The organism is Streptomyces xanthophaeus, from assembly GCF_030440515.1.
In the GTDB taxonomy this organism is placed as follows: domain Bacteria; phylum Actinomycetota; class Actinomycetes; order Streptomycetales; family Streptomycetaceae; genus Streptomyces; species Streptomyces kutzneri.
In genome coordinates, this window is sequence record NZ_CP076543.1 from 4,649,008 (window position 1) to 4,670,094 (window position 21,087).

20 protein-coding genes are annotated in these 21,087 nt (G+C 71.5%); 12 read left to right on the forward strand and 8 right to left on the reverse strand.

All coding sequences use genetic code 11. From position 1 onward, the window contains the following. The first annotated feature begins 25 nt into the window (after window positions 1–25). Window positions 26–1,357 (forward strand): hypothetical protein, encoded by a 1,332-nt coding sequence (locus KO717_RS20620; RefSeq protein ID WP_301370093.1) that lies wholly within the window; start codon window positions 26–28, stop codon window positions 1,355–1,357. A 12-nt stretch (window positions 1,358–1,369) separates the two neighbouring features. On the opposite strand, the gene KO717_RS20625 is transcribed toward KO717_RS20620, so the two are convergent. Further along, on the reverse strand, window positions 1,370–2,659 hold the full coding sequence (locus KO717_RS20625) for an ABC transporter substrate-binding protein (protein WP_301370095.1): 1,290 nt from the start codon (window positions 2,657–2,659) through the stop codon (window positions 1,370–1,372). 195 nt (window positions 2,660–2,854) lie between these two features. On the opposite strand from KO717_RS20625, the gene KO717_RS20630 reads away from it, so the two are divergent. Next, window positions 2,855–3,301, forward strand: a complete 447-nt coding sequence (locus KO717_RS20630; RefSeq protein WP_301374636.1) for an SCO4402 family protein — start codon at window positions 2,855–2,857, stop codon at window positions 3,299–3,301. Window positions 3,302–3,315: 14 nt separating this feature from the next. Continuing rightward, window positions 3,316–4,194, forward strand: coding sequence for a formyltetrahydrofolate deformylase (gene purU, locus KO717_RS20635; RefSeq protein ID WP_189735167.1), 879 nt, complete (start codon window positions 3,316–3,318; stop codon window positions 4,192–4,194). Window positions 4,195–4,381: 187 nt separating this feature from the next. On the opposite strand, the gene KO717_RS20640 is transcribed toward purU, so the two are convergent. Further along, window positions 4,382–4,900: an EF-hand domain-containing protein gene (locus KO717_RS20640; protein ID WP_301370098.1), complete on the reverse strand. Its 519-nt coding sequence runs from the start codon at window positions 4,898–4,900 to the stop codon at window positions 4,382–4,384. Window positions 4,901–5,201: 301 nt separating this feature from the next. Here KO717_RS20640 and KO717_RS20645 point away from each other — a divergent pair, with 301 nt between their 5' ends. Further along, a complete protein-coding gene (locus KO717_RS20645; RefSeq protein WP_030732432.1) occupies window positions 5,202–5,765 on the forward strand; it encodes a sigma-70 family RNA polymerase sigma factor in 564 nt (187 codons plus the stop codon). Further along, window positions 5,762–7,012: a zf-HC2 domain-containing protein gene (locus KO717_RS20650; RefSeq protein ID WP_301370100.1), complete on the forward strand. Its 1,251-nt coding sequence runs from the start codon at window positions 5,762–5,764 to the stop codon at window positions 7,010–7,012. The genes KO717_RS20645 and KO717_RS20650 overlap by 4 nt, the downstream gene beginning before the upstream one ends. Before the next feature lie 58 nt (window positions 7,013–7,070). On the opposite strand, the gene KO717_RS20655 is transcribed toward KO717_RS20650, so the two are convergent. From KO717_RS20655 to KO717_RS20675, 5 genes are all read right to left on the reverse strand, one after another. Then, on the reverse strand, window positions 7,071–8,396 hold the full coding sequence (locus KO717_RS20655; protein WP_301370102.1) for an MATE family efflux transporter: 1,326 nt from the start codon (window positions 8,394–8,396) through the stop codon (window positions 7,071–7,073). After that, complete coding sequence (locus KO717_RS20660; protein WP_301370104.1) at window positions 8,393–8,935, reverse strand: hypothetical protein; 543 nt, start codon at window positions 8,933–8,935, stop codon at window positions 8,393–8,395. Before KO717_RS20660 ends, KO717_RS20655 begins: the two co-directional genes overlap by 4 nt. Then, window positions 8,874–9,692, reverse strand: a complete 819-nt coding sequence (locus tag KO717_RS20665) for a multinuclear nonheme iron-dependent oxidase (protein ID WP_301370106.1) — start codon at window positions 9,690–9,692, stop codon at window positions 8,874–8,876. The genes KO717_RS20660 and KO717_RS20665 overlap by 62 nt, the downstream gene beginning before the upstream one ends. Continuing rightward, window positions 9,692–10,846 carry a multinuclear nonheme iron-dependent oxidase gene (locus tag KO717_RS20670; protein ID WP_301370108.1) on the reverse strand — a complete coding sequence of 385 codons (1,155 nt, stop codon included), beginning with the start codon at window positions 10,844–10,846 and terminating at the stop codon, window positions 9,692–9,694. Before KO717_RS20670 ends, KO717_RS20665 begins: the two co-directional genes overlap by 1 nt. A 587-nt stretch (window positions 10,847–11,433) precedes the next feature. Further along, window positions 11,434–12,432 (reverse strand): helix-turn-helix transcriptional regulator, encoded by a 999-nt coding sequence (locus KO717_RS20675; protein ID WP_301370110.1) that lies wholly within the window; start codon window positions 12,430–12,432, stop codon window positions 11,434–11,436. 146 nt (window positions 12,433–12,578) lie between these two features. Between KO717_RS20675 and KO717_RS20680 the strand changes: the two genes are divergently transcribed. Together KO717_RS20680 and KO717_RS20685 are read left to right on the forward strand one after the other, a co-directional pair. After that, complete coding sequence (locus KO717_RS20680) at window positions 12,579–12,944, forward strand: hypothetical protein (RefSeq protein ID WP_301370111.1); 366 nt, start codon at window positions 12,579–12,581, stop codon at window positions 12,942–12,944. 98 nt (window positions 12,945–13,042) lie between these two features. After that, window positions 13,043–13,258 (forward strand): hypothetical protein, encoded by a 216-nt coding sequence (locus KO717_RS20685; RefSeq protein WP_301370113.1) that lies wholly within the window; start codon window positions 13,043–13,045, stop codon window positions 13,256–13,258. A 36-nt stretch (window positions 13,259–13,294) separates the two neighbouring features. Here KO717_RS20685 and KO717_RS20690 read toward each other — a convergent pair whose 3' ends face one another. Continuing rightward, window positions 13,295–14,848 (reverse strand): AMP-binding protein, encoded by a 1,554-nt coding sequence (locus KO717_RS20690; RefSeq protein ID WP_301370115.1) that lies wholly within the window; start codon window positions 14,846–14,848, stop codon window positions 13,295–13,297. A gap of 129 nt (window positions 14,849–14,977) precedes the next feature. Here KO717_RS20690 and KO717_RS20695 point away from each other — a divergent pair, with 129 nt between their 5' ends. The 5 genes from KO717_RS20695 to KO717_RS20715 all read left to right on the forward strand — a co-directional run bounded on the left by KO717_RS20695 (window position 14,978) and on the right by KO717_RS20715 (window position 21,070). Then, the gene (locus tag KO717_RS20695) at window positions 14,978–16,183 is read left to right on the forward strand and encodes an amidohydrolase family protein (RefSeq protein WP_301370117.1); all 1,206 of its coding nucleotides are present in this window, start codon (window positions 14,978–14,980) and stop codon (window positions 16,181–16,183) included. Beyond that, window positions 16,183–17,340 (forward strand): acyl-CoA dehydrogenase, encoded by a 1,158-nt coding sequence (locus tag KO717_RS20700; protein ID WP_301370119.1) that lies wholly within the window; start codon window positions 16,183–16,185, stop codon window positions 17,338–17,340. Before KO717_RS20695 ends, KO717_RS20700 begins: the two co-directional genes overlap by 1 nt. 5 nt (window positions 17,341–17,345) lie before the next feature. Beyond that, entirely contained in the window at window positions 17,346–18,278 is a 933-nt protein-coding gene (locus tag KO717_RS20705; RefSeq protein ID WP_301370121.1) for an acyl-CoA dehydrogenase family protein, read from the forward strand. Between the two features lie 378 nt (window positions 18,279–18,656). Then, a complete protein-coding gene (locus tag KO717_RS20710; RefSeq protein WP_301370122.1) occupies window positions 18,657–19,133 on the forward strand; it encodes an ATP-binding protein in 477 nt (158 codons plus the stop codon). Between the two features lie 287 nt (window positions 19,134–19,420). Beyond that, the gene (locus KO717_RS20715) at window positions 19,421–21,070 is read left to right on the forward strand and encodes an alpha/beta hydrolase (protein WP_301370124.1); all 1,650 of its coding nucleotides are present in this window, start codon (window positions 19,421–19,423) and stop codon (window positions 21,068–21,070) included. The last annotated feature ends 17 nt before the right edge of the window (window positions 21,071–21,087 follow it).

The window sequence follows — 21,087 nt, forward strand, 5'->3', positions numbered from 1 at the left end:
CGGGCGAGTCGGAGAAGGAGTCCCGGTGACGCAGAGCGGACAAGGGGGCGCCCCCCAGCCGGGTGCCCCGTGGGGTCCGGACCCGGCGTCCGGATACCCGGCGTACCCGGAGCAGCAGCAGCAGCCACAACAGCTGCACCCGCAGCCGTACGAGCAGCAGCAGCAACAGCAGCAGCCGCCGCAGCAGCCCGGGGCCGCGTACGGCTATCCGCAGGCCTATCCCGGCCCGGAGGCCGCGCCCGGGCATGTGGTGGGGCCCGGCTACGAGGGGCCGGGGGACCCGCACGGCTACGGCTACCCCCCGCTGCCCGAAGCGGCGACCCAGTACATTCCGCCGGTCCCGGCCGCTCCCGGGCACGACGAGGCGGCGACGCAGTACATTCCGCCGGTCCCGGCGGCCCCCGGGCACGACGAGGCGGCGACGCAGTACATCCCGCCGGTCCCGGCCGCTCCCGCGCACGAGGACGCGGCGACGCAGTACATACCGCCCGTCCCCGCCGACCGCGCCGTGGACGGGTTCGACGGGCTCTTCCGGGGCGACGACTCCGCCGGGCACACCCAGCACCTGCCGCCGGTCCAGGACCCCGTGCTGCGCCAGCCGCCGCCGCGCCCCCAGCCGCCCCGCCCGCAGCAGCCCCAGTACCAGCAGCCGCCGCCGCAGCCGCAGTACCAGCAGCCGCACCCGCAGCAGCAGTACGCCCCGTCCCCGCCGCCCCCGGAGCCCGCGCGCAAGGTCTCGCCCGCGATCATCGGCGCGGTGGTCATCGGCCTGGCCGTCGTCGGGCTCGGCGTCGGCTCGCTGCTCGCCGACGACAAGCCGCAGAACAACGACCCCGGCGCGGTCGCCGCCGCCCCGACCGCGAGCGGTGACCCCGCCGCCCCCGGCGGCGTGGCCCCCGTCGACCCGGCCCGCCCGCAGGCCGTCCAGCTGGACAAGCTCCTCGCGGACAGCAACGACAGCCGGGCCGCGGTGATCAAGGCCGTGGAGGACATCAAGGGCTGCAGCAACCTCGACCAGGCGGCCGCCGACCTGCGCGACGCGGCCCGCCAGCGCGAGGAGCTCGTCACCCGCCTCCAGGAGCTGAAGCTGGACCAGCTCCCGGACCACGCGAAGCTGTCCGCGTCCCTGACCAAGGCCTGGCAGTCCTCCGCGGACGCCGACAACAGCTACGCGGCCTGGGCGGACGACGTGGACGACGACAAGTGCAAGGACGGCAAGGCCAAGGCCACCAAGAACGCCTCCGAGGGCAACAAGTCGAGCGGAGAGGCGACGAAGGCCAAGGAGTCCGCCGCGACCCTGTGGAACACGATCGCCGGCAAGTACGGCCTCACCAAGCGGGACAAGTCCCAGCTCTGACCTGCTGCCGCATCAGGCCATGGGCGGGGCCGTCACCAGGGTCGGGGTCATGTCCAGGGACTGCTCGCCGGGCTGCGCGACGAGCCGCCCCGCCTGCACGATCTGGAAGGTGACCCGGCCGTTGACGATGCGGGGGAAGCCGGCGACGGCGCGCATGTCCTGGTAGCGCCAGCTCAGGTCCGGGGTGAGGCCTCCGGTGTTGACCGGCTGCGCCTCGTTCAGGGCGCGCTTGACCACGCGGCCGGTGACGGGCTCGTCCTCCTTGAGGCGCTTGAGGATCTCGCTGAGCACGGTGTACGCGATCCAGGTGGTCTGCGCCCCGCTGTCGTCGGGGTCGACGGTGTCGTCGCCGAAGGCGAACTCGGAGACCACCTTGCGCATGGGTTCCCACAGGGGATCGGCGGCCACCGGGTACCAGCTGGTGAGGTAGGCGCCCTCGAAGGGGCTCTCCTTGCCGCCCGTGCGGTCCACCAGGGACTGGCTGACGCTGCCCAGGACGGAGGAGATCTGCGGCTTCTTGCGCTGGGCGTCGGTCCGGCGGAAGGCGTCGAAGAAGGTCTCGGTGCGCTCGCCGAGGACGGCGGTCACGCAGCCCTTCTCCTTCTCCTTCTCCTTGCCGGTGCCGCTGGTGTGCGCGAGCGCCTCGCGGGCCTGCGGCCCGAAGTCGGCGGAGTCCTCGGCGGCCCGGATGTCGGAGGCGTCCGTCATCTTGTTGGCCCGCAGTCCGGCGTTGAGCAGGACCGGCAGGGTGTCGCCCGCGAGGGTGTCCGGGCGGACCAGGGCGACCTGGTTGCAGGCGCGGCTCAGCTGGTGGCCGGCGCCGGCGATGAGGACGGGCTGGCCGCCGTTGACCGGGTACGACAGGGGGGACTGGAACTCCTCGGAGGAGACCCCGTAGCCGCCGATGAAGGGGATGCCCTCCGCCTCCAGCGGGGCCATGAAGGCGCGTCCGTGCTGGCTGTAGGAGCCGACGACGGCGACGGCCTTCTCGGCGACGGCCTTGCGGGCACAGTCGGCGGCGCCGGAGGGCGTGTTCTTCTCGTTGCAGGTCAGTACGCGCAGTTTGTGACCGTTGATCCCGCCCTTGGAGTTCACCCAGCGCTCGTACGCCTTGGCCATGCCGGTCATTCCAGGCATGTTGGTCGCTTTGGTCTCTTCAGGGGCGAAAGTCATGACGGTGACGGTTCCCCCGGAGCCCCCCGAACCGCCGGGGAGTACCCCGCACCCGGCGATGAGACACGCACCCATCGCCGTGGCCACGAAGGTGCGGGAGCGGGATACGGCGCGTCGCGAGATGGTCATGTCCATGCACCATTCCGCCCCACCGGTAACTGTCGAGTGAGATGGACACAACATCGGGTGACGCCCAGGTGAATTACGGGGGTGCGGTCCCCATGGGCGCTTCAAGATCGCACCGAACAGGAACGTACGATCGAAAGCGTGACATTCGCCCAAGGTTCGAAGAACTCTTCCCGACGCGGTGGCCGCTCCTCCACCATGGGCGGCATGCCCCTCAACGACATGCCGTGGTGGCGCTGGCGCAGCAACGTGCGCTCGGCCCTGCACATGCTTTCCGATCCGGTCTTCCACGAGGACACCTGGCTGACCGGCGACGAGGCGTACGGCGACATCACCGACGCCGTGTACCGGCTCGTCGAGGACACCTGGCTCGACAGCTGGTCCGCCGAGAAGTACGTCGGCACGATCTTCCGGGACTCGCAGGAGGCGGCCGTCGTCGACCTCGCCGTGCTGCGGGTGCTCCGCATCCTCCACCAGGTCGGGCCCGACGCCCCCGTCTCCGCCTACCTGGAGCACCACGCGTGGCCCGAGGCGGTACGTGCCGCGCGCGAGGCGCACGTACGACTGGCGGAAGCCGACGGGGACGACCCCGACGTGCGACCCGCATCGCTCGATGTGCTGAAGATCCTCACCCGCGCGGTGTGAAAGGCTGTGCGGTCATGAGCGACCCGCACACCGAGGCCCAGGCCCAGCCCCAGTACGTCCTGACCATGTCCTGCCCCGACAAGCAGGGCATCGTGCATGCCGTGTCGAGTTACCTCTTCATGACCGGATGCAACATCGTGGACAGCCAGCAGTTCGGAGACCGGGAGACCGGACTCTTCTTCATGCGGGTGCACTTCGAGGCCGAGCCCCCGGTGACGGTCGAGAAGCTGCGCGCCAGCTTCGCCGCGATCGGCGACTCCTTCAAGATGGACTGGCAGATCCACCGCTCCGAGGAGCGCATGCGGATCATCCTCATGGTGTCCAAGTTCGGGCACTGCCTGAACGACCTGCTGTTCCGCACGCGGATCGGCGCCCTGCCGGTCGAGATCGCGGCCGTGGTCTCCAACCACACCGACTTCGCCGAACTGGTCGGCTCCTACGACATCCCGTTCGTGCACATCCCCGTCACGAAGGACACCAAGGCGGAGGCGGAGGCGCAGCTGCTGGAGCTGGTGCGCGCCGAGAACGTCGACCTGGTGGTCCTGGCGCGCTACATGCAGGTGCTGTCGGACAAGCTGTGCACGGAGCTGAGCGGACGGATCATCAACATCCACCACTCGTTCCTGCCGAGCTTCAAGGGCGCGAAGCCGTACCACCAGGCGCATGCGCGAGGTGTGAAGCTGATCGGCGCGACCGCGCACTACGTGACGGCGAACCTCGACGAGGGGCCGATCATCGAGCAGGAGGTCGAGCGGGTGGGCCACGAGGTGACGCCGGACCAGCTGGTGGCGATCGGACGGGACGTGGAGTGTCAGGCGCTCGCGCGGGCGGTGAAGTGGCACAGCGAGCACCGTGTGCTGCTCAACGGTGCCCGCACGGTCGTCTTCGCGTAGCCGACACAGCCTCGCCGGCGTTCGAGGCGCGGGAGTCTGGGGGCAGCGCCCCCAGCAGCCGGCCCGCACGGGCCCACCGCGCCTCACACCGGTATCCGGCCCCTGCGGCCCGGCTTCCTGGGGCGCCGCCCCAGACCCCGCGCCTCAAACGCCGGCGGGGCTGGAGGCGCCGAGCGCGCCGCAGGCGTTACGCGTCGGGGGCCTCCACGCCGCAGTAGCCCGCGAAGGCCGCCAGGATCTCGTCCTCCGAGATGCGGCCGTCGCGGTCCGCGTCCAGGGCCGCCGCCACCTGGGTGGCCAGCTCCGGGGCGGTGCCCAGGACGCGCAGCACCCGGGCCGCGTTCGGTGGCGTCGCGCCGCCGCCGTCCTCGTCCGCCACGGCGATCACGGCCCGCAGGAACGGCCGCGCGATCTCCGCGAACCGCTCCGGGTTGTCGCGCAACCGCTTCGCGGCCCCGGTGATGAACTCCTCGCGGGACACCCGCTGGTCCCCGTCGACGTCCGCGATGCCGGCCATTCCCTGCCAGAAGGCCTCGGCGCCCGCGAAGACGGCCTGGCCCTTGTCCGACCGGGCGGTGGTGCCGAATTCGGCCAGGACGGCCTTCGCGGCCGCGCTGAAGTCCTCCCGGTCGATATAGCCGGACCCGTCCTGGTCGAAGGTGGCGAATCGGGCGGCGATCTTGCGCTCGTATTCTGCGCTGTCCATTTCGGCGTTCCGCCTTCACATGTGCAGTGGGGTTCAGATCAAGACAAGGCAGGAGCGTAAGCCCTATGTGGCCTGAGCGTTAAGCGAAGTGGTCGAGGAGGCGGCCGCATCGAACCCGCGCACGGGGAGCGCGGTGGGGCGCGTACACCTGTCCCCATGTGCCGTCGGGCGTACCACCGTTCACGCCCTGCCACGCCCCTATCACGCAGGGCGCACTTCCAGGGTGAGGTTCTTGCAAAACAGGCGCGATCTGCCATGTGCCCACTACATTCGTTGAGTCGACACACGGCTGGGGGCATTCATGCCGAAGGACGCACCACCGCGCTGGGACCGTCGCATGCAGCAGCGACTTGCCCGTGGCGAGGCTGCCGCGCTCGGGGAGCTGTACGACCGCTTCGCCTCGCTCGTGCACAGCCTGGCGCACCGGGTGCTGGGCGACGAGAAGGCGGCGGACCGGATCACCCGCGAGGTCTTCGGCTACATCTGGGAGAACCCGGACGCCTACGACCCCAAGCAGGGCTCCATGCGCTCCTGGGTCGCCCGGATCACCCAGGGCCAGGCGGTGGCCCGGCTGCGCCAGGCCGAGCTGGGCCGCGGCTCACGCGAGGAGCTGGAGCAGAAGGTGCGCAGCGCCAACGCGGCCGCCCGCGCCGACTACATCGTCACCTCGATGCCCGCACCCCTGCGCGCCGCGCTGGAACTGGCCTACTTCAAGCGGCGCGACTACCGACAGGCCGCCGCCGACCTGCAGATCAGTGAGGACGAGGCGCGGCGCAGGCTGCGGCTCGGGCTGCAGTTGCTGTCGACCGCCAACGCCCTCCCGCAGGAGGAAACCGCCCGGTCCGGATATGGAACGCCTCGATGAGCGGCCCTCCCCGGTCGCCCGATGACGGATACGCGCGTCCCGGCGGCCCGCCGCGGATACCGGGTCCGCGCGGGGCCGCGGACGACCTCGACCCGGGCCATGCGCCGCGGTCGATGCCGCCGCCACCGCCGGCCGAGGTGCCGCCTCCGCCTTCGCACGCCGTGCTGAAGTCCCTGCTCGGGGCGTGGGCGCTGGCGGCCTGCTCGGCCGAGGAGACCCAGGCGGTGGAGGACCACCTCACCGAGTGCGCGCCCTGCGCGGAGGAGGCGCTGCGGCTGCGCGACGCGGTGGGGCTGCTGCACCCGGAGGAGAACCTCGACCTGAAACCGCTGCTGCGCTCGCGCGTCCTGGAAGACTGCCTGGGCAAGAGGCCGGCCCGCATTCCGGTGCCGGTGTGGGCGAGTCCGTACGACACGGAGACCGCGCGGCTCGACGCGCTGCTGCAGGACTTCGGGGACTCGGAGTGGCACACCCCGGTGCGGCTCAAGTGGTTCGAGGAGGAGCGGCGGCGGTCGCACCGGACCACGGTGGCGGGGGTGATCGGCCATCTGCTGACCGTGGACGGGCTGATCGCCTCGGCGCTGGGGCTCGACGACCCGCTGGGTCCGGACGCGCCGAAGGGCGGGCCGACCGTGCGGACGGAGCACTTCTGGGGTGCGACTCCGTACCCGGTCACGCGGCAGGTCCGCGACCCGTGGCGGGAACAGGGCCACACGCTGGTGCGTACGGTCTCCTTCGCCGGCCGGGGAGTCGCCGAGCTGGCGGTGGACTACGGCGGCTTCGCGCTGCCGCTCGGGGACGCGTTCCTGGAACGGGCCTTCGAGTGCTGGGTGCACGCGTGGGACATCGCGGAGGCGGTGGACTACCCGTACGAGCCGCCGGCCGGCCCGCACCTGCACCGGATGATCGACCCGGCGGCGCGGCTCCTGCCGGGCGCGCTGGCGCAGCGCAGACGCGCCGGACTGGCGGCCCCGGCGCGGGGCCTGGTCGCGGCGGGTGCGCCCGGGCGGACCCTGCACCTGGAGATCGAGGGTTCGGGCGGCGGTGGCTGGGACATCGCGCTGGACTCGCCGGGAGCGAAGCCGTCGCCGGAACGCACGGTGGCGGAGATCGCCCTGGACGGCATCGAGTTCTGTCAGCTGGCCGCCGGGCACATCTCCCCGGAGGAGGCGGCGGTGGGCCAGCACGGTGACCGCGAGGCGATCCGCGACGTCCTGTTCGCGGCGGCGTCACTGAGCAGGCTGTAGGAGGCGGGGCCGGGGGTACGGGGCCTCCTCGTACCCGTCGGCGCCGACGGCGGGCCGGTCACCGCTGATCGGCGTGACGGATGCCGAAGGACGGGGCAGGCGTACGCCGTGGTGCGGTGGCGGCGGAGTGCAGCAGCCAGTGGTTGACCGCGCAGCCCAGCGCGATGCCCGACCAGGCGAGGGCCGCGTTGTCCGTCAGCAGGCCCGCGAGGAAGACGGGCAGGGCGATGCCGAACTCCTGGAGCACACGCAGGCGCAGCACCACGCCGAAGCGGTCGGCGGCCTTGTGCCGGCCTTCGGCGATGGCGGCCAGGAGACGGAAGGGGAAGGCGACGGCCTGTCCGACCATCAGCCAGGTGAACCACGTCGCGGCCGGGCCGTGGAGGCCGTAGAGCCCGGGCAGCACCGTCCAGGCCGTGCCCGCGACGAGTACGCAGACGCCCGCGGATGCGGCCAGGACGCGTCGATGCAGGTGCCGCCATTCCCGGGGTGAGGGGACCGCGTCCTTGCAGACCATGCCGGTCGCGTTGACCAGCGCCGTGATCGGGATGAGGAGCGTCGCGGTGAGCACGGCTCCCGCGGAGAACGCGGCGAGCCGGTCCGCCCAGGAGGCGTTGAGGGTCAGGGTGAGGACCAGGAGCAGTTCGAAGCCGATCACCGAGAGCATGTGCCCCCATTCCGTGAGCATGCTGCGCGCCACCTGGCGCAGCCAGCGTGCGCTGTCGCGGAGCCGGAGGGGGACGGAGAGGTGGTCACGCAGCAGCCATACGGTGACGGCGCATTCGAGGGCGGCGATGACGGAGGTGGCGGCGTAGGCGCCGGCGAAACCGAGCCCGAGTCCGTGCACGAAGAACAGGTCGAGTGCGGCGTTGGCGACGACGGCGACGGCGTACAGGGTGAGGAGGGGGCGGGATCGCCGGAGCGCGAAGAGCGCCATGGCGCCGACGAACTGCGCGAGGCGGACCGGGGTGGCGATCAGCAGCCACCAGAGGGCCGACCGGGTGTGGTCGCGGATGGCCGGTGCGGCGACCAGGGCGTCCACGAGGTACGGCAGCACGGCCAGGCCGGCTGCCGCGATGAGCAGCCCGGCGGCCGTGGCACCGACCAGCCCGCCCTGCACCGCGCGCCGGCGGGCGTGGGCGGATACGGCCCCGGCCACGGACAGCCCGACGACGGGGCCCATGGCCATGGCGGTGATCGAGTCGAGGAGGAGCAGGCGCTGCGGTACGGCCGCGGCGGCCACGGCCTGCTCGCCCAGGGTGCTGATCACCCACAGATCGGTCTGGGCGATGGCCTGGCCCATGACGGACGCCACCACCATGGGGCCCATCAGGGCGAGGACGCGTCGGCCCAGCGACGGGGTGGGGGTGGTCGCGCCGGTCACAGCGGGCTCCAGGTGAGGGAGGCGAAGTCGCCGGAACGGGAGAGCGACCACCGGATGCCCGGTGTGGGCTCCAGCCCCGGCACCTCGGCGAGTTTCACGCGGCCGCGTTCCAGGGGCGAGTGTCCCTTCAGCGCCACGACGACCTTGGGGGTGGTGGTCGCGGTGGTGAGGGCCAGGCCTCGTTGCCGGTGCTCCGGTGAGGCGAACCAGCGGGCGGCCGAGGCTGCGAGCAGTTCGATGTGGTCCTGCGGCTGGAGGGCGATGCCTTCGCCGTTCAGGAATTCGAGGAAGTGCAGGTGCATGCGCCAGTCCAGCCGCCTGCCGGCGGCCACCGCCCATTCCAGGAAGGCCTCGTAGAGGTCGGTGGTGTCCGGCAGGCGTCCGGCCAGCTGCGGGATGCGGTCGAAGAGCTGGTGCCAGCGGATGCGGAGTGCTTCCTGGGCGATCAGCCGGTCACGGGATCCCGGGGTGAGGGAGTCACGTGCGGTGGGGCTGATGCAGGCGCTGAGCCGCGACGACTGCGGCGCGCGTGCGGTCAAGGTCCGTTCTCCATTCGTCCAGGTCGTGGTTGGCGTCGCGTTCGACGACGAGCGTGGCGTCGGGTGCGGCGCGGCCGGCGAACAAGGTCACCAGGTCGAGGGTGTCGTCGCTGACGGGGCCGTCGTGGCTGTCGACGACGAGCGAGGGGGCTGCCGGGGAGGGGCTGTAGCCGGCCAGGTGGAACCTGCGGCCCACGCCCGGGACGTCCGCCCACGCGGCTGCGGGCTGCCCGGTGTTGAGCTGGGCGACCATGGCGTTGGACACGTCCATGAGGACTTCGCATCCGGTCGCTTCGGTGAGCTCGGCGTAGGCGCGGGCCTGCGGGATGCCGGAGGGCGCCTGCGAGGGGAAGTTCTCCACGGCGAGGGTGGTGCCGAGCTGGTCCTGCCATGCGCGAACGGAGTCGATCACGGGCTGCCAGGCGGTGTAGTCCACCTCCAGGGCGACGGGCAGCGGCTGGCCGTTGTGGGAGAAGTGGGCGATGTGGTCGCTGACGTAGAGCAGGCCGCAGTCCTCCTGCCACCGGTTCACCAGGTCCAGGTAGTGGTCGAGGCGTGCCCGGTCCGGGTCCAGGAACCGGGAGAGCATGATGTGGCAGCCGACCGGGAGGTCACCGACGGTGCGGCGGAACTCCTTCGGGTCCAGGTGGGCGAAGCCGTCGATCAGGACCTCGACGAAGTCGATGTGTCCCGAGTCGCGCAGCCGGCAGGCCATTTCGAGGGTGTCCGGCGAGGTCACATTGACACCGATCAGCATCAGCGCAGCTTCTCCTTGGCGTAGGCCAGCAGGTCCTGGGGGGCGCTGACGGCCGCAGGGCGTTCGGCCGGGGGTATTTCGTCGAGGTTGAGGACGATGCGCTTGCCGCGGGCGCGGACGTCGTCCACCCACTGGTCGAACAGGTCGACGTAGGACAGGCCGCGTTGTTCGGAGGCCTCCGCGAGGCCCGGGATCCAGCCCTTGCACAGCTGGCGGAGGTAGGCGCGGCAGTAGGGGACGCCGTAGTCGTGGGGCTCCGTGTCCGCGGCTCCCGCGATGCCTGCCTGCCGGTGCCGTTCCAGGAACGACGCGGCCCGGGCGAAGTCGGCGTAGTACTGGTCCGGACGGTCCGTCCAGGTGATGTCCGCGTGTTCGACGATCACGGTGACGGGCTCGGTCTCGATGATCAGCCGCTGGCTCACCACGGTGTCCAGCAGGGACCAAACGCCTTCGTGGACGGCCTCGGAGTGGCCGTCGTGGAGGGTGCCGTCCCGTCCCGTGCGTACGCCCGACAGGTGCAGTTCGACCACCTGGGACCAGGGGACCGCGCCGAGCAGCACCTCCACGGGGACGCCGCAGTTGACGGCGTCGATGTAGAGGTGGGCCAGGTCGACGATGAGGCCGGACCCGGTGTTCTCGCAGATGCGGGTCACCGCCTGCCAGGCGTCCAGGATGCCCCGGGCGGAGGCGGAGTAGCAGTTGGCGTTCTCCACCCAGACGGGCAGGCCCGAGGTCCGGTGGAGGTCGGTGAGGAAGCGGACGGCGCGGTCCTCTTCCTCCTTCGTGCCGGTGAAGTACGAGTGGAGTCCGAAGGATCCGCCGCCCAGGGCCCGGTCGCCGGTGACGTGCACCCCGATGGACGTCGGCTTGTTGCGGCGGGTGGCCGACTGCTCCATCACGTAGTCGATGTAGCGGGCCTGTTCACGCGGGCCTTCGCAGATCGCCGTACGCCCCAGGTGGAGGGAGAATTCCGGGATGGCCGGCACCTCGTCGAGGCTCTCCCATTTCCGCCACTCGTTGAAGCCGAACTCCAGGAAGGGGCTTTCGCCGACGAGGGCGAGCCTCCTGGCCGGGTCGGGGTCGAGAAACCCCGGAGTGAACGCCCCACCCACTCGCAGGAAGTCGTTGTGGACCGGCTGAACCGTCGCCTGCATTTCTTTTCCTCTCCCCCCTGTTTCCGCGTACGGCGCGGGCGCGCTCCGAATTCGGAGCGCGCCCGCACAATTACTCAGCCCTTGTTGTAGCTGCCGCAGGTCAGAGCCTCGGCCATGACCTCGATGTCCTGGATGTCGATCATTTCTTTCACCCCCTCACCTGTGTGCGATGCGTCGGCCGTACGTGCGCCGGGCAGGTATCACCCTGCGCAGGCTCAGCCCTTGTTGTAGCTGCCGCAGGTCAGGGCCTCGGCCATGACCTCGATGTCCTGGATGTCGATCATTTCTTTCACCTCCTTGTCCGGATGTGGCATAGGTGTGGAGCGAAGGCTTTCCGGGATTCCCTTTACGGCCCCCCGGTTTCGCCGGTGTCGGCCGGTTCTCCCTGCCGATGCCTCTACTCTGCCGGTGCCCGAGGATCACTGGAAGGGCTTTCCGGTGGACGGAAACTGCACTGGCATATCCCGTCCACCTCCACCTGCGGCGCGGCGGGAAAAAGGGTCACCGAACGACGAAAAGCCGCGTCCGGACGGGACGCGGCTTTTCGTGAAGGGGCCGGGAAAGGGGGGAGGGGGGCGGAGCGGGACTCAGACGCGGGTGGCGGGGAGCCAGCCGTTCTGGACGGCGTGCGCGCCGGCCTGGAAGCGGCTGCGGGCCTCCAGGGCCTCCATGAGTTCGGCGGCGATGCGGCGGGCGGTACGCGGGGAGACACCGAGGCGTTTGGCGATGGCCTCGTCGGTGAGGCCCTGGAGAAGCAGGTGGAGGGACTCCCGGTGCTGGCGGGTCAGTCCGTCCATGTTGCGTTCCACGGCGGTGCCCAGCGGGTTGGCGCTCTGCCAGACGCTCTCGAACAGGGCGCACAGTGCGGCGATGGTGCCCTCGTAGGTGAGGACGACCGCGCCGGTCTGGGCGTCGTTGGTGTCGAGCGGGAGGACGACCTCACGGCGGTCCGAGATGATCATCCGCACCGGAAGGGTGGGAGCGGTACGGACCTGTCCGCCGTGGCGGTGCAGCCAGTCCACGTGGTCGAGGGTGGGCTGGTGGTTGCGGACGCTGTCGAGGTAGACGGTGCGCATGGTGATGCCCCGGTCCAGGAGAGCGGCGTTGGGGCCGCGGCTGGCTTCGAGGTCGGCGGCGCTGTGGGCCCCGCCGGGCGCGAACGTCATGATCTCGTGGCGGGTGTTGGCGGCCAGCCGGGCCAGCCGGTCGCGTATCTCCTCCGGCCCTTGCAGGCTCTCGGCGCCGGCGGTGGCGCCGCGTGGACGCATCGCCGAGCATTCGGCGATGAGCTGCGCGGCGGCGGCCCGGGAAGCCTCCACCTTCTGCTGGTGGGTGGCCAGTTCGGCCTGCTGGCGGGCCAGCAGCAGTTCCATGGCGTCTTCGGGGTTCAGGGCGCGGAACCCGATGCCTTCCTGGGCCGAGGGCTGGACCAGTGCGAGGCCGCTGAGCCGGTCGAGGCAGGCGCGCAGGCCGCTCTCGGGAAGCTCCAGCCGCTGGGCGAGTGCGGTCACCCCGTCCTTGGGATGGGCGAGCAGTGCCCGGTAGACGCGTTCGGCCTCGGCGTCGAGCCCGAGCAGTTCCAGCATGGCGATACCCCCGGATATTAGTACACGTGCGCCTGTAGGGAACCATATGAAGGCACGGAGCACCTCCTGGTCGGTTTCTGTTCTGGCATAAACAGTCCCCTGTGTCGGCCTGTACTGCGGGGGCGGGCGCTGCCCAGGATGGCCGTATGTATCTCGTGCATGTCCGACTTCGAGCCCCGGATCACATCTCCCTTCCCCCGGACGCGGCAGAGCTGTTCCTGGGGTGTGCGCTCGACGGGGAAGGACTGGAACACGTCAGTGCACACGGCGATGCGGAGGGCGGTCCGGTCGTGGGCTTCTATCTGACCGCGTCCTCACTCGCCCTCGCGGAGCGGGCCGCGTCGGCCGTCTGTCACCGTGCGCTCCTCGCGCACCCCTCGCTCGCCGGGGTGGACGTGGGGTCCTTCGACGCGGCCCTGGTCCCGCAGTACTGGAACGCGCTCCTGCGCTCCGATGGACGGGATATGCAGATGCAGGATCCGTCCACCACGAACCTCTTCCACCCGTTCTGACGGCCCAGCAGAGTAGGACCATCGGCAGGGGGAACCGGCCGGGAACCGGGCAGGTGCCCGGGACATGACAGAAGTGATTGCGCTCTCAGGGGGAACCGATGTCCACGCTCGCCACTCGAATCGCCAAGACCGCGGCCGCGGCCGTCATCGCCGCCTGTGCTGTGGGTGTGGCGCATTCGTTCGCCACGGGGGAGCCCTCGCCGTCGCGCCATTCCTCCGTCTCCGCCTTCGACTTCGGCACGGTGACGATTCCGCTGGACCCGTCCGACCCGCGGGACAAGTCGGACATCACTGATGTCACCTGGGGCCACTGACGCAGCGCTCGGATCCCGCGCCACCGGCCCGCAGGGTCACGCGTACCGCTCGCGGAGCTTGTACTTGAGGATCTTGCGCAGGGCCTCGTTGCGGGGAAGGGCTTCCAGGAGTTCGAGTTGTTCCGGGAGCTTGTGGGTGGCCAGGCCCTGGGTGCGGAGGTAGGCGGTCAGCTGGGGGAGGGTCAGGGGGGCGGCCCCCGGGGGCTGTTCCACGACCGCGCACACGCGTTCGCCGCGGGCCGGGTCCGGGAGGCCGATGACCGCCACGTCCGTGATGCCCGGGAGCTGGTGGAGGAGGTCCTCGATCTCCTTCGCCGAGATGTTCTCGCCCTTGCGGATGATGACGTCCTTGCTGCGACCGGTGAGGACCAGGTGGCCGTCCCGCGTCAGGTGACCGAGGTCGCCCGTGATCAGGTAGCCGTCGGGGTCGAAGACGTCCGCCGCCCCGTCGCGGTTCAGGTAGCCCTGGCAGACGGCCTCCCCCCGCAGACGGACCTCGCCGTCGGTGCCCGGGGGCAGCTCGGTCCCCTCGGGTGAGGTGATCCGGATGGACATGCCCGCCGGGGGGCGGCCCTCGGTGGTGGCGAGGTTCTCGGCGGTGTCGTCCGGGGAGCCCATGGTGATCATCGGGACCTCGGTCATGCCGTAGCCGTGCGTCAGCTGGCAGCCCAGCTCCCGTACGACCGCGTGGTAGATCTCCGGCGGCTTGGGGGCGCCGCCGCCCGCCAGGAGGCGCAGGGTGGGGATGAGGGGGACGTCCGGGGCCTTGCGCTGCTCGGTCAGGAACATCGAGTAGAAGGCGGTGGAGCCGCCGGCCACGGTGACCCCGTGGCGGCGGTAGCCGTCCAGTGCGTCCGGCATCGCGAACTTCTCGAAGAGCACCGCGGGGAAGCCGTACAGCAGGAGCATCACCAGGTAGTCCGGCCCGCCTATGTGCGCGTACGGGAAGGCCATGGAGCCTACGTCGGACGGGCTCAGGTGGAGGGCGTGGGCGAGGCAGGAGCCGCCCGCGATCAGGGAGCGGTCGGTGTGCAGGACGCCCTTGGGGTCGGAGGTGGTGCCGGAGGTCCAGTAGATCCAGCGGACCCCGGTGCCGGAGGCGGGCGGCGCGGGGAGTACGGCCGGGTCGCCGTCGGGGAGGTCCGCGTAGGCCTCGAAGACGCCGCGCGCGCCGAGGCGGGCGGCCATGGCGGTGTGGTCGAAGCCGCGCCAGGTTCCGGGGACGGCGAAGTACTCGGCCTTGGACTCGCGCAGGGCGAAGCCGACCTCACGGTCCCGGTAGAAGGGGATGACGGGGGTCTGGACGGCGCCGATCCGGGCGAGGGCGACGGAGAGCAGCACGGTCTCGATGCGGGTCGGAAGCTGCCAGGCGACGACGGTGCCGGGGCGTACGCCCATGGCGTGGAGGCCGGCGGCGACGCGTTCGGAGCGGTCGCGCAGTGCACCGAAGGTGAGCCGGCGGTCGTGTGCGGGGTCCTCGGCGGCTTCGGCCAGGGCGGTGGTGTCCGGGGTCAGCGCGGCCCGGCGGGAGACCAGTTCCCACAGGGTCCGGGACCGGCTCAGTTCTGTCGCGGTCGCGGTGTCCGTCATCCCAGACCTCCCATAGCTGACGGATAGTCAGATCAAGCGCAGAGCGTAGAGCTCCGGCGCTTGTCGGTCCAGGGGTGGCGGGGCTAGCTTGTTTCTGACGATCCATCAGATCGGTGAATTGGGGAGACCATGGAACTGCCTCGGATCATCAGCGTCGACGACCACGTGATCGAGCCCGCGCACCTGTTCGACGTCTGGCTGCCCGCCAAGTACCGCGACCGCGGCCCCAAGGCGCTCACCGCCGGCATCGGCGAACTCGCCTACACCGGCGGCAAGTACGTCATCACCATGGACCCCGACGGCCCGCCGACCGACTGGTGGATCTACGAGGACCTGAAGTTCCCGTACAAGCGCAACATCGCCGCCGTCGGCTTCGACCGCGACGACATGACCCTGGAGGGCATCACCCGCGAGGAGATGCGCCGCGGCTGCTGGGACCCCAAGGCGCGCCTCGCCGACATGGACCTCAACCACGTCGAGGCCTCGCTCTGCTTCCCGACCTTCCCGCGCTTCTGCGGCCAGACCTTCGCAGAGGCCCAGGACAAGGAGGTGGCCCTCGCCTGCGTCCGCGCCTACAACGACTGGATGGTCGAGGAATGGTGCGGCGACAGCGGCGGCCGGCTGATCCCGCTGTGCATCATCCCGCTCTGGGACATCGACCTGGCGGTGGCGGAGATCCGGCGCAACGCGGCCCGCGGGGTGAAGGCCGTGACCTTCTCCGAGATCCCCACCTACCTCGGGCTCCCCTCCATCCACTCCGGCTACTGGGACCCCTTCTTCGCCGTCTGCCAGGAGACCGGCACGGTGGTCAACATGCACATCGGGTCCAGCTCCCAGATGCCCGCCGCCTCCCCCGACGCACCCCCCGCCGTCCAGGCCTCGCTCAGCTTCAACAACGCGATGGCCTCGATGATGGACTTCCTCTTCAGCGGCGTCCTGGTGAAGTTCCCGACGCTCAAGCTCGCCTACAGCGAGGGCCAGATGGGCTGGATCCCCTACGCCCTGGAACGCGCGGACGACGTCTGGGAGGAGCACCGGGCCTGGGGCGGCGTCCGCGACCTGATCCCCGAGCCGCCGTCCACGTACTACTACCGGCAGATGTTCTGCTGCTTCTTCCGCGACAAGCACGGGATCGCCTCCCTCGACGTCGTCGGACGCGACAACGCGACCTTCGAGACCGACTACCCGCACGTGGACTCGACCTTCCCGCACACCAAGGAGGTCGCCCTCGACCACGTGAAGGGCCTCGACGACGAGACGGTCTACAAGCTGATGCGCGGCAACGCCATCCGCATGCTCGGCCTGTCCTTCGACCAGCACCGCAAGAGCCGCTGATGGACCTGACCTACACCGAGGAGGAGCAGGACTTCCGGGCCCGGCTGCGCGCATGGCTCGCCAAGGTGCTCCCCGAACTGCCCGCCACACCGTCCCCCGACGACTGGCCGGGCCGGCGCGCGTACGACCTCGGCTGGCAGCGCAGGCTGTACGAGGCCGGTTACGCGGGCCTGCACTGGCCGGTGGACGCGGGCGGCCGCGGAGCCACCCCGACCCAGCACCTGATCTTCCTGGAGGAGACCGAGCGCGCCGGGGCCCCGTACGTCGGCGCGAACTTCGTCGGGCTGCTGCACGCCGGCCCGACCGTCGCCGCCGAGGGCACGGCGGAGCAGCGGGCGCGCTGGCTGCCGCCCGTACTGCGCGGCGACGAGGTGTGGTGCCAGGGGTTCAGCGAGCCCGGCGCGGGCTCCGACCTGGCCTCCCTGCGGACGCGGGCCGTGCGCGACGGTGACGACTACGTGATCAGCGGGTCGAAGATCTGGACCTCGCACGCGGAGGTCGCCGACTGGTGCGAGCTGCTGGTGCGCACCGATCCCGGAGCGCCCAAGCACCGGGGGATCTCCTGGCTGGCCATGCCGATGGACGCGCCGGGAGTGACCGTGCGGCCGCTGCGCACGCTCGCCGGGTCGGCGGAGTTCGCGGAGATGTTCCTCGACGAGGTACGGGTCCCGGTGGCCAACCGGGTCGGCGCGGAGAACGACGGCTGGCGGGTCACCATGGTCACGCTGTCCTTCGAGCGCGGCACCGCCTTCGTCGGCGAGGTCGTCGCCTGCCGCCGGACCCTGGGGGAACTGGCCCGGGCGGCGAAGGCCAACGGCCGGTGGGACGACCCGGTCCTGCGGCGCAGGCTGGGACGGCTGTACGGGGAGTTCGGCGCGCTGTGGCGGCTCACCCAGTGGAACGTCAGCGAGGCCGGGCGATCGGCGGGCGGGGTCCCCGGCATCGGCGGTTCCGTCTTCAAGCTCGCCTACTCGCACGCCCGCCAGGAGCTGTACGACACGGCGGCGGAGGTCCTCGGGGCCCAGTGCCTGTCCCTGGAGGAGGAGTGGACCCTGGACCGGCTCTCCTCCCTCTCGTACACGATCGCGGCGGGCACCTCGCAGATCCAGCGGAACATCGTCGCCGAGCGGATCCTCGGCCTCCCGAAGGGCCGGTGAGGGGCATGGACTTCCAGCCGACCGAGGACCAGAAGGACCTGCGGGCGGGGGTACGGGACCTGCTGGCGGGCCGGTACGGACGCGAGGCGCTGCGGGCGTCGGTGGACACGGGCACGAGCGTGGACCGCGCGCTGTGGCGGGAGCTGGGCGAGGCGGGCTTCTTCGCGCTGCGCCTGCCGGAATCCGAGGGCGGTGTGGGCCTGGGCCTGCCGGAGGCGGTGCTGGTCTTCGAGGAGGCCGGACGGGCGCTGGTGCCGGGCCCGCTGGTGGCCACGCACCTGGCCGCCGGGGTGGTCCCGGGGGCGGCGGCGGGGACGGCGGTGGTGAGCGCCTTCGACCTGGGCGGGCCGCTGGTGGCCCACCTCGGGGAGGCGGACGCGGTGCTGGGGGCGTCCGGGGTGCCGGCGGGCGAGCCGGTGCGTTCGGTGGACCCGCTGACTCCGCTGCACCGGGTGGCGGTGGCGGGCAACTCCTCCGCCTACCGGGAGGAAGGGGCGCTGCTGACGGCCGCACTGCAGCTCGGCAGCGCGCTGCGGACGGTGGAGCTGGCGGTGCGGTACGCGGGCGAGCGCGAGCAGTTCGGGCAGCCGATCGGGGCGTTCCAGGCGGTCAAGCACCTGTGTGCGCGGATGCTGGTGCGGGCGGAGGTGGCCCGTACGGCGGTCTACGCGGCGGCGGTGACGGGGGACGCGGGCGAGGTGGCCGCAGCCAAGCTCCTCGCGGACGAGGCGGCGGTGCGGGGCGCCCGGGACTGCCTGCAGGTGCACGGGGGGATGGGCTTCACATGGGAGGCGGACGTGCACCTGCACCTGAAGCGGGCCTGGGTGCGGGCCGAGCAGTGGCGGACGGCGGCGCAGGCGGAGGAGCTGCTGGCGCAGGAGCTGCTGGGCCCGGCGGGGCAGGCGGGGCAGGTGTGGCAAGGGGGCCGGGCGGGGTAAGGCGTGGGGAGACGCGGGGAGGCGGCCTCGTCGGCGGGAGGTCCTCGGCGGGCGTCGCTCAGGGTGATGGGGAGGCACGGGAAGGACGACGCGGGACGCATGTCCGATTACAGAGAGTTGATATCGGTTTGTGTCCTTCGCCCAACTCATTGCGGCCCGGAAGCGGGGGCCTGCTCCGGTACGCTCCCACGAATGCGAGCGGTTGAGCGGCGCGAGCGTCGCACAGTATGCACCACGCCCACACCTTCGCGCGGGAATATGCCCGAAGCGCTTGTTGTGGTGACTGTATGTCAACCATGCTGCTACGGAAGGGGATCACAGCGGGTGATCCCGTCCTGTCGCGAGGCGAAGTGTCCGCCGGTTCGGATGGTGTGAGCGGTGCAGGTGCTTCAGGTTCAGCTTGAGGTCGGTGCGGATCCCGCCGAGGTCGGCCGGGCCCGCCGGTGGGCGCGTTCCCGGCTGGCGGGGTCGGGCATAGGGGACGACGAGCCGCTCGCCGAGACGCTGATCCTGCTGATCTCCGAGCTGGTCACGAACGCGGTCGTGCACACGGGCTGTCCGGCCGTGCTGCGGATGCTGTTCGGGGGGCCGGGGGTGCGGGTCGAGGTGGCCGACGCGAGCGACCGGGCGCCGAACCGCCGGCAGGCGTGCGGGGAGGACACCGGCGGGCGCGGCCTGGAGCTGGTCGACGGGCTGGCCGACCGCTGGGGCTGGCAGCGCGAGGGAGCGGGCAAACAGATCTGGTGCGAGATCGACCGCGCGCAGAAATCGACCTCGGACTGCGCGTCCGAGCGGCCCGCGGACGGCCCGTCGGAATTTCATACCCCGCCGCGGGAACCGCGCGTGTACCTCTAACGAGGTGTTGACGGTTCGTCACATCTTGATCACCCTGGTGTGGAGCGATTCGACGCGAGGGGACGCCAAGGACAGGCCTTGACGAGTGCGGGTCGTGGGGTGGCGGCTGCCGTGCCGCGCTCGGGGCGTGCATGCGCGTCGCCGCCACCCGCAGAACCCGCCGGGCCTCCTCCTGGGGGAGGAGGCCGGACCGGGCCGAGGGTCCCGGGCGCCGGGGGAGGGCGGGACCCGCGACCTCGTGCCCGTGGCCGATGTGCCGTGCCGGGGCCGGTTCCTAGCCTCGGGGCATGCGATCACACGAAGCGGCCGAGGCGCCGCCCACCGCCGACCGAACCCTCGGCCCCGCCGCCCGTCGCGCGTCTGCCGTGGGCCTCGCCCTCGCCGCCTGCCTCGCCGCCACCCCCACCCTGGCCGAGGCCGCCGGGGCCGCCGGGGCCCCGTCCGCCGGGGCCGCGCCTGCGTCCGCGTCCGCCGCGAACCGTTCCGGGGCCGGCCTCGACCGGTACTACCAGCAGCGGCCGGCCTGGGGCAGCTGCGTCACGGGCCCCGACGACACCACGGGCCCTGATCTGGACAGGGCAGGTGTGCAGTGCGCGGACGTGACCGTGCCGCTGGACTACGCCGCCCCCCGGGGACGCACGATCACCGTGGCGATATCCCGGCTCAAAGCCACCGACACCCGTCACCGCATCGGCGCGATCCTGCTGAACACGGGCGGCCCCGGCGGCCCCGCCCGGGGCTACCCGCCGACGGCCCGCGCGGCGATGAAGGACGTCGGAGCCCGCTACGACATCGTCGGCTTCGACCCGCGCTTCGTCGGGCGCAGCACCCCGCTGGACTGCGGCTGGCCCCTCGGTATGACCTGGCTGTCGGCCGGCGCCGACCGGGCGGGCTTCGACCGGCAGGTCGCCCTGCAGAAGAGCCTGGCCGACAAGTGCCGGGCCGCCGGCGCCTCCCTGCTCCCGCACATCAGCACCCGCAACACCGCTCGCGACATGGACGTCATCCGCGGCGCGCTCGGCGAGCGGAAGATCTCCTACCTGGGCTACTCCTACGGCACCTACCTGGGCACGGTCTACACCCAGATGTTCCCCGGCCGCCATGACCGGATGGTGCTCGACGGGGCGATCGACCCGGGCGACTACCGCCCCCGACTGCTGGAGGGCACGGAGCGCGAGAACGAGAAGGCGCTGTCCGACTGGGCGGGCTGGGCGGCGGAGCGCCACGGCACCTACGGCCTCGGCCGCACCCGCGCCGAGGTGCTCGCCTCCGTCGACCGCGTCGTCGCGGCCTCCGCGCGCGGCCCGCTGACTGTCGGTTCGGGCGCCGACGCCTTCCGGATCGACGACAGTCAGGTGCCGCTCCTGCTGTTCTCGGGCATCGCGGACGACACCGAGTCCGCGCGGGCGTCCTTCGGTGAGCTGCTGTCCGTACTGGTCGAGGCCGCCGGCGGGGCGCCCACCACGCTGCCCACGGGGTTGGCCGGGGAGCTCCGGTACGCGCTGCGCGGGGAGGGCGAGCCCACGGGAGTCCAGTCCGCGATCATCTGCGGGGACGTGGCCGCCGGGCGCGATCCCGAGCAGTACTGGCGGGACATCGAGCGCAGCCGCGCCGAGCATCCCCTGTTCGGCCCGCTGACCCGCAACATCAACCCGTGCGCCTTCTGGGACCGGCCGCAGGAGGAGCCCACCCGGGTACGGCGTGATGCCCCCGCGCTGATCGTGGCCGCCACCGGCGATCCGCGCACCACGTACAAGGGCAGCGTCGAGCTGCGCCGACAGCTGCCGAGCTCCAGGCTGATCACTCTGGAGGGCGCGAACCGGCATGCCCTCTACGGGAGTTACGCCAATGCCTGCGTGGACGACCAGGTCAACAGGTACCTGGCCACCGGCAGACTGCCCGCGAACGACCGGACCTGCGTCAAGGAGACCGGCTGAGACCGGCTGAGACCGGC

What these genes read in the sequence shown, in the direction of transcription:
- purU (WP_189735167.1), top strand. Translation starts at nt 3,316, where the DNA reads ATGAGCGACCCGCACACCGAGGCCCAGGCCCAGCCCCAGTACGTCCTG.
- KO717_RS20715 (WP_301370124.1), top strand. Translation starts at nt 19,421, where the DNA reads ATGCGATCACACGAAGCGGCCGAGGCGCCGCCCACCGCCGACCGAACC.
- KO717_RS20630 (WP_301374636.1), top strand. Translation starts at nt 2,855, where the DNA reads ATGGGCGGCATGCCCCTCAACGACATGCCGTGGTGGCGCTGGCGCAGC.
- KO717_RS20700 (WP_301370119.1), top strand. Translation starts at nt 16,183, where the DNA reads ATGGACCTGACCTACACCGAGGAGGAGCAGGACTTCCGGGCCCGGCTG.
- KO717_RS20670 (WP_301370108.1), bottom strand. Translation starts at nt 10,846, where the DNA reads ATGCAGGCGACGGTTCAGCCGGTCCACAACGACTTCCTGCGAGTGGGT.
- KO717_RS20705 (WP_301370121.1), top strand. Translation starts at nt 17,346, where the DNA reads ATGGACTTCCAGCCGACCGAGGACCAGAAGGACCTGCGGGCGGGGGTA.
- KO717_RS20680 (WP_301370111.1), top strand. Translation starts at nt 12,579, where the DNA reads ATGTATCTCGTGCATGTCCGACTTCGAGCCCCGGATCACATCTCCCTT.
- KO717_RS20685 (WP_301370113.1), top strand. Translation starts at nt 13,043, where the DNA reads ATGTCCACGCTCGCCACTCGAATCGCCAAGACCGCGGCCGCGGCCGTC.
- KO717_RS20645 (WP_030732432.1), top strand. Translation starts at nt 5,202, where the DNA reads ATGCCGAAGGACGCACCACCGCGCTGGGACCGTCGCATGCAGCAGCGA.
- KO717_RS20695 (WP_301370117.1), top strand. Translation starts at nt 14,978, where the DNA reads ATGGAACTGCCTCGGATCATCAGCGTCGACGACCACGTGATCGAGCCC.
- KO717_RS20650 (WP_301370100.1), top strand. Translation starts at nt 5,762, where the DNA reads ATGAGCGGCCCTCCCCGGTCGCCCGATGACGGATACGCGCGTCCCGGC.
- KO717_RS20690 (WP_301370115.1), bottom strand. Translation starts at nt 14,848, where the DNA reads ATGACGGACACCGCGACCGCGACAGAACTGAGCCGGTCCCGGACCCTG.
- KO717_RS20675 (WP_301370110.1), bottom strand. Translation starts at nt 12,432, where the DNA reads ATGCTGGAACTGCTCGGGCTCGACGCCGAGGCCGAACGCGTCTACCGG.
- KO717_RS20665 (WP_301370106.1), bottom strand. Translation starts at nt 9,692, where the DNA reads ATGCTGATCGGTGTCAATGTGACCTCGCCGGACACCCTCGAAATGGCC.
- KO717_RS20640 (WP_301370098.1), bottom strand. Translation starts at nt 4,900, where the DNA reads ATGGACAGCGCAGAATACGAGCGCAAGATCGCCGCCCGATTCGCCACC.
- KO717_RS20625 (WP_301370095.1), bottom strand. Translation starts at nt 2,659, where the DNA reads ATGACCATCTCGCGACGCGCCGTATCCCGCTCCCGCACCTTCGTGGCC.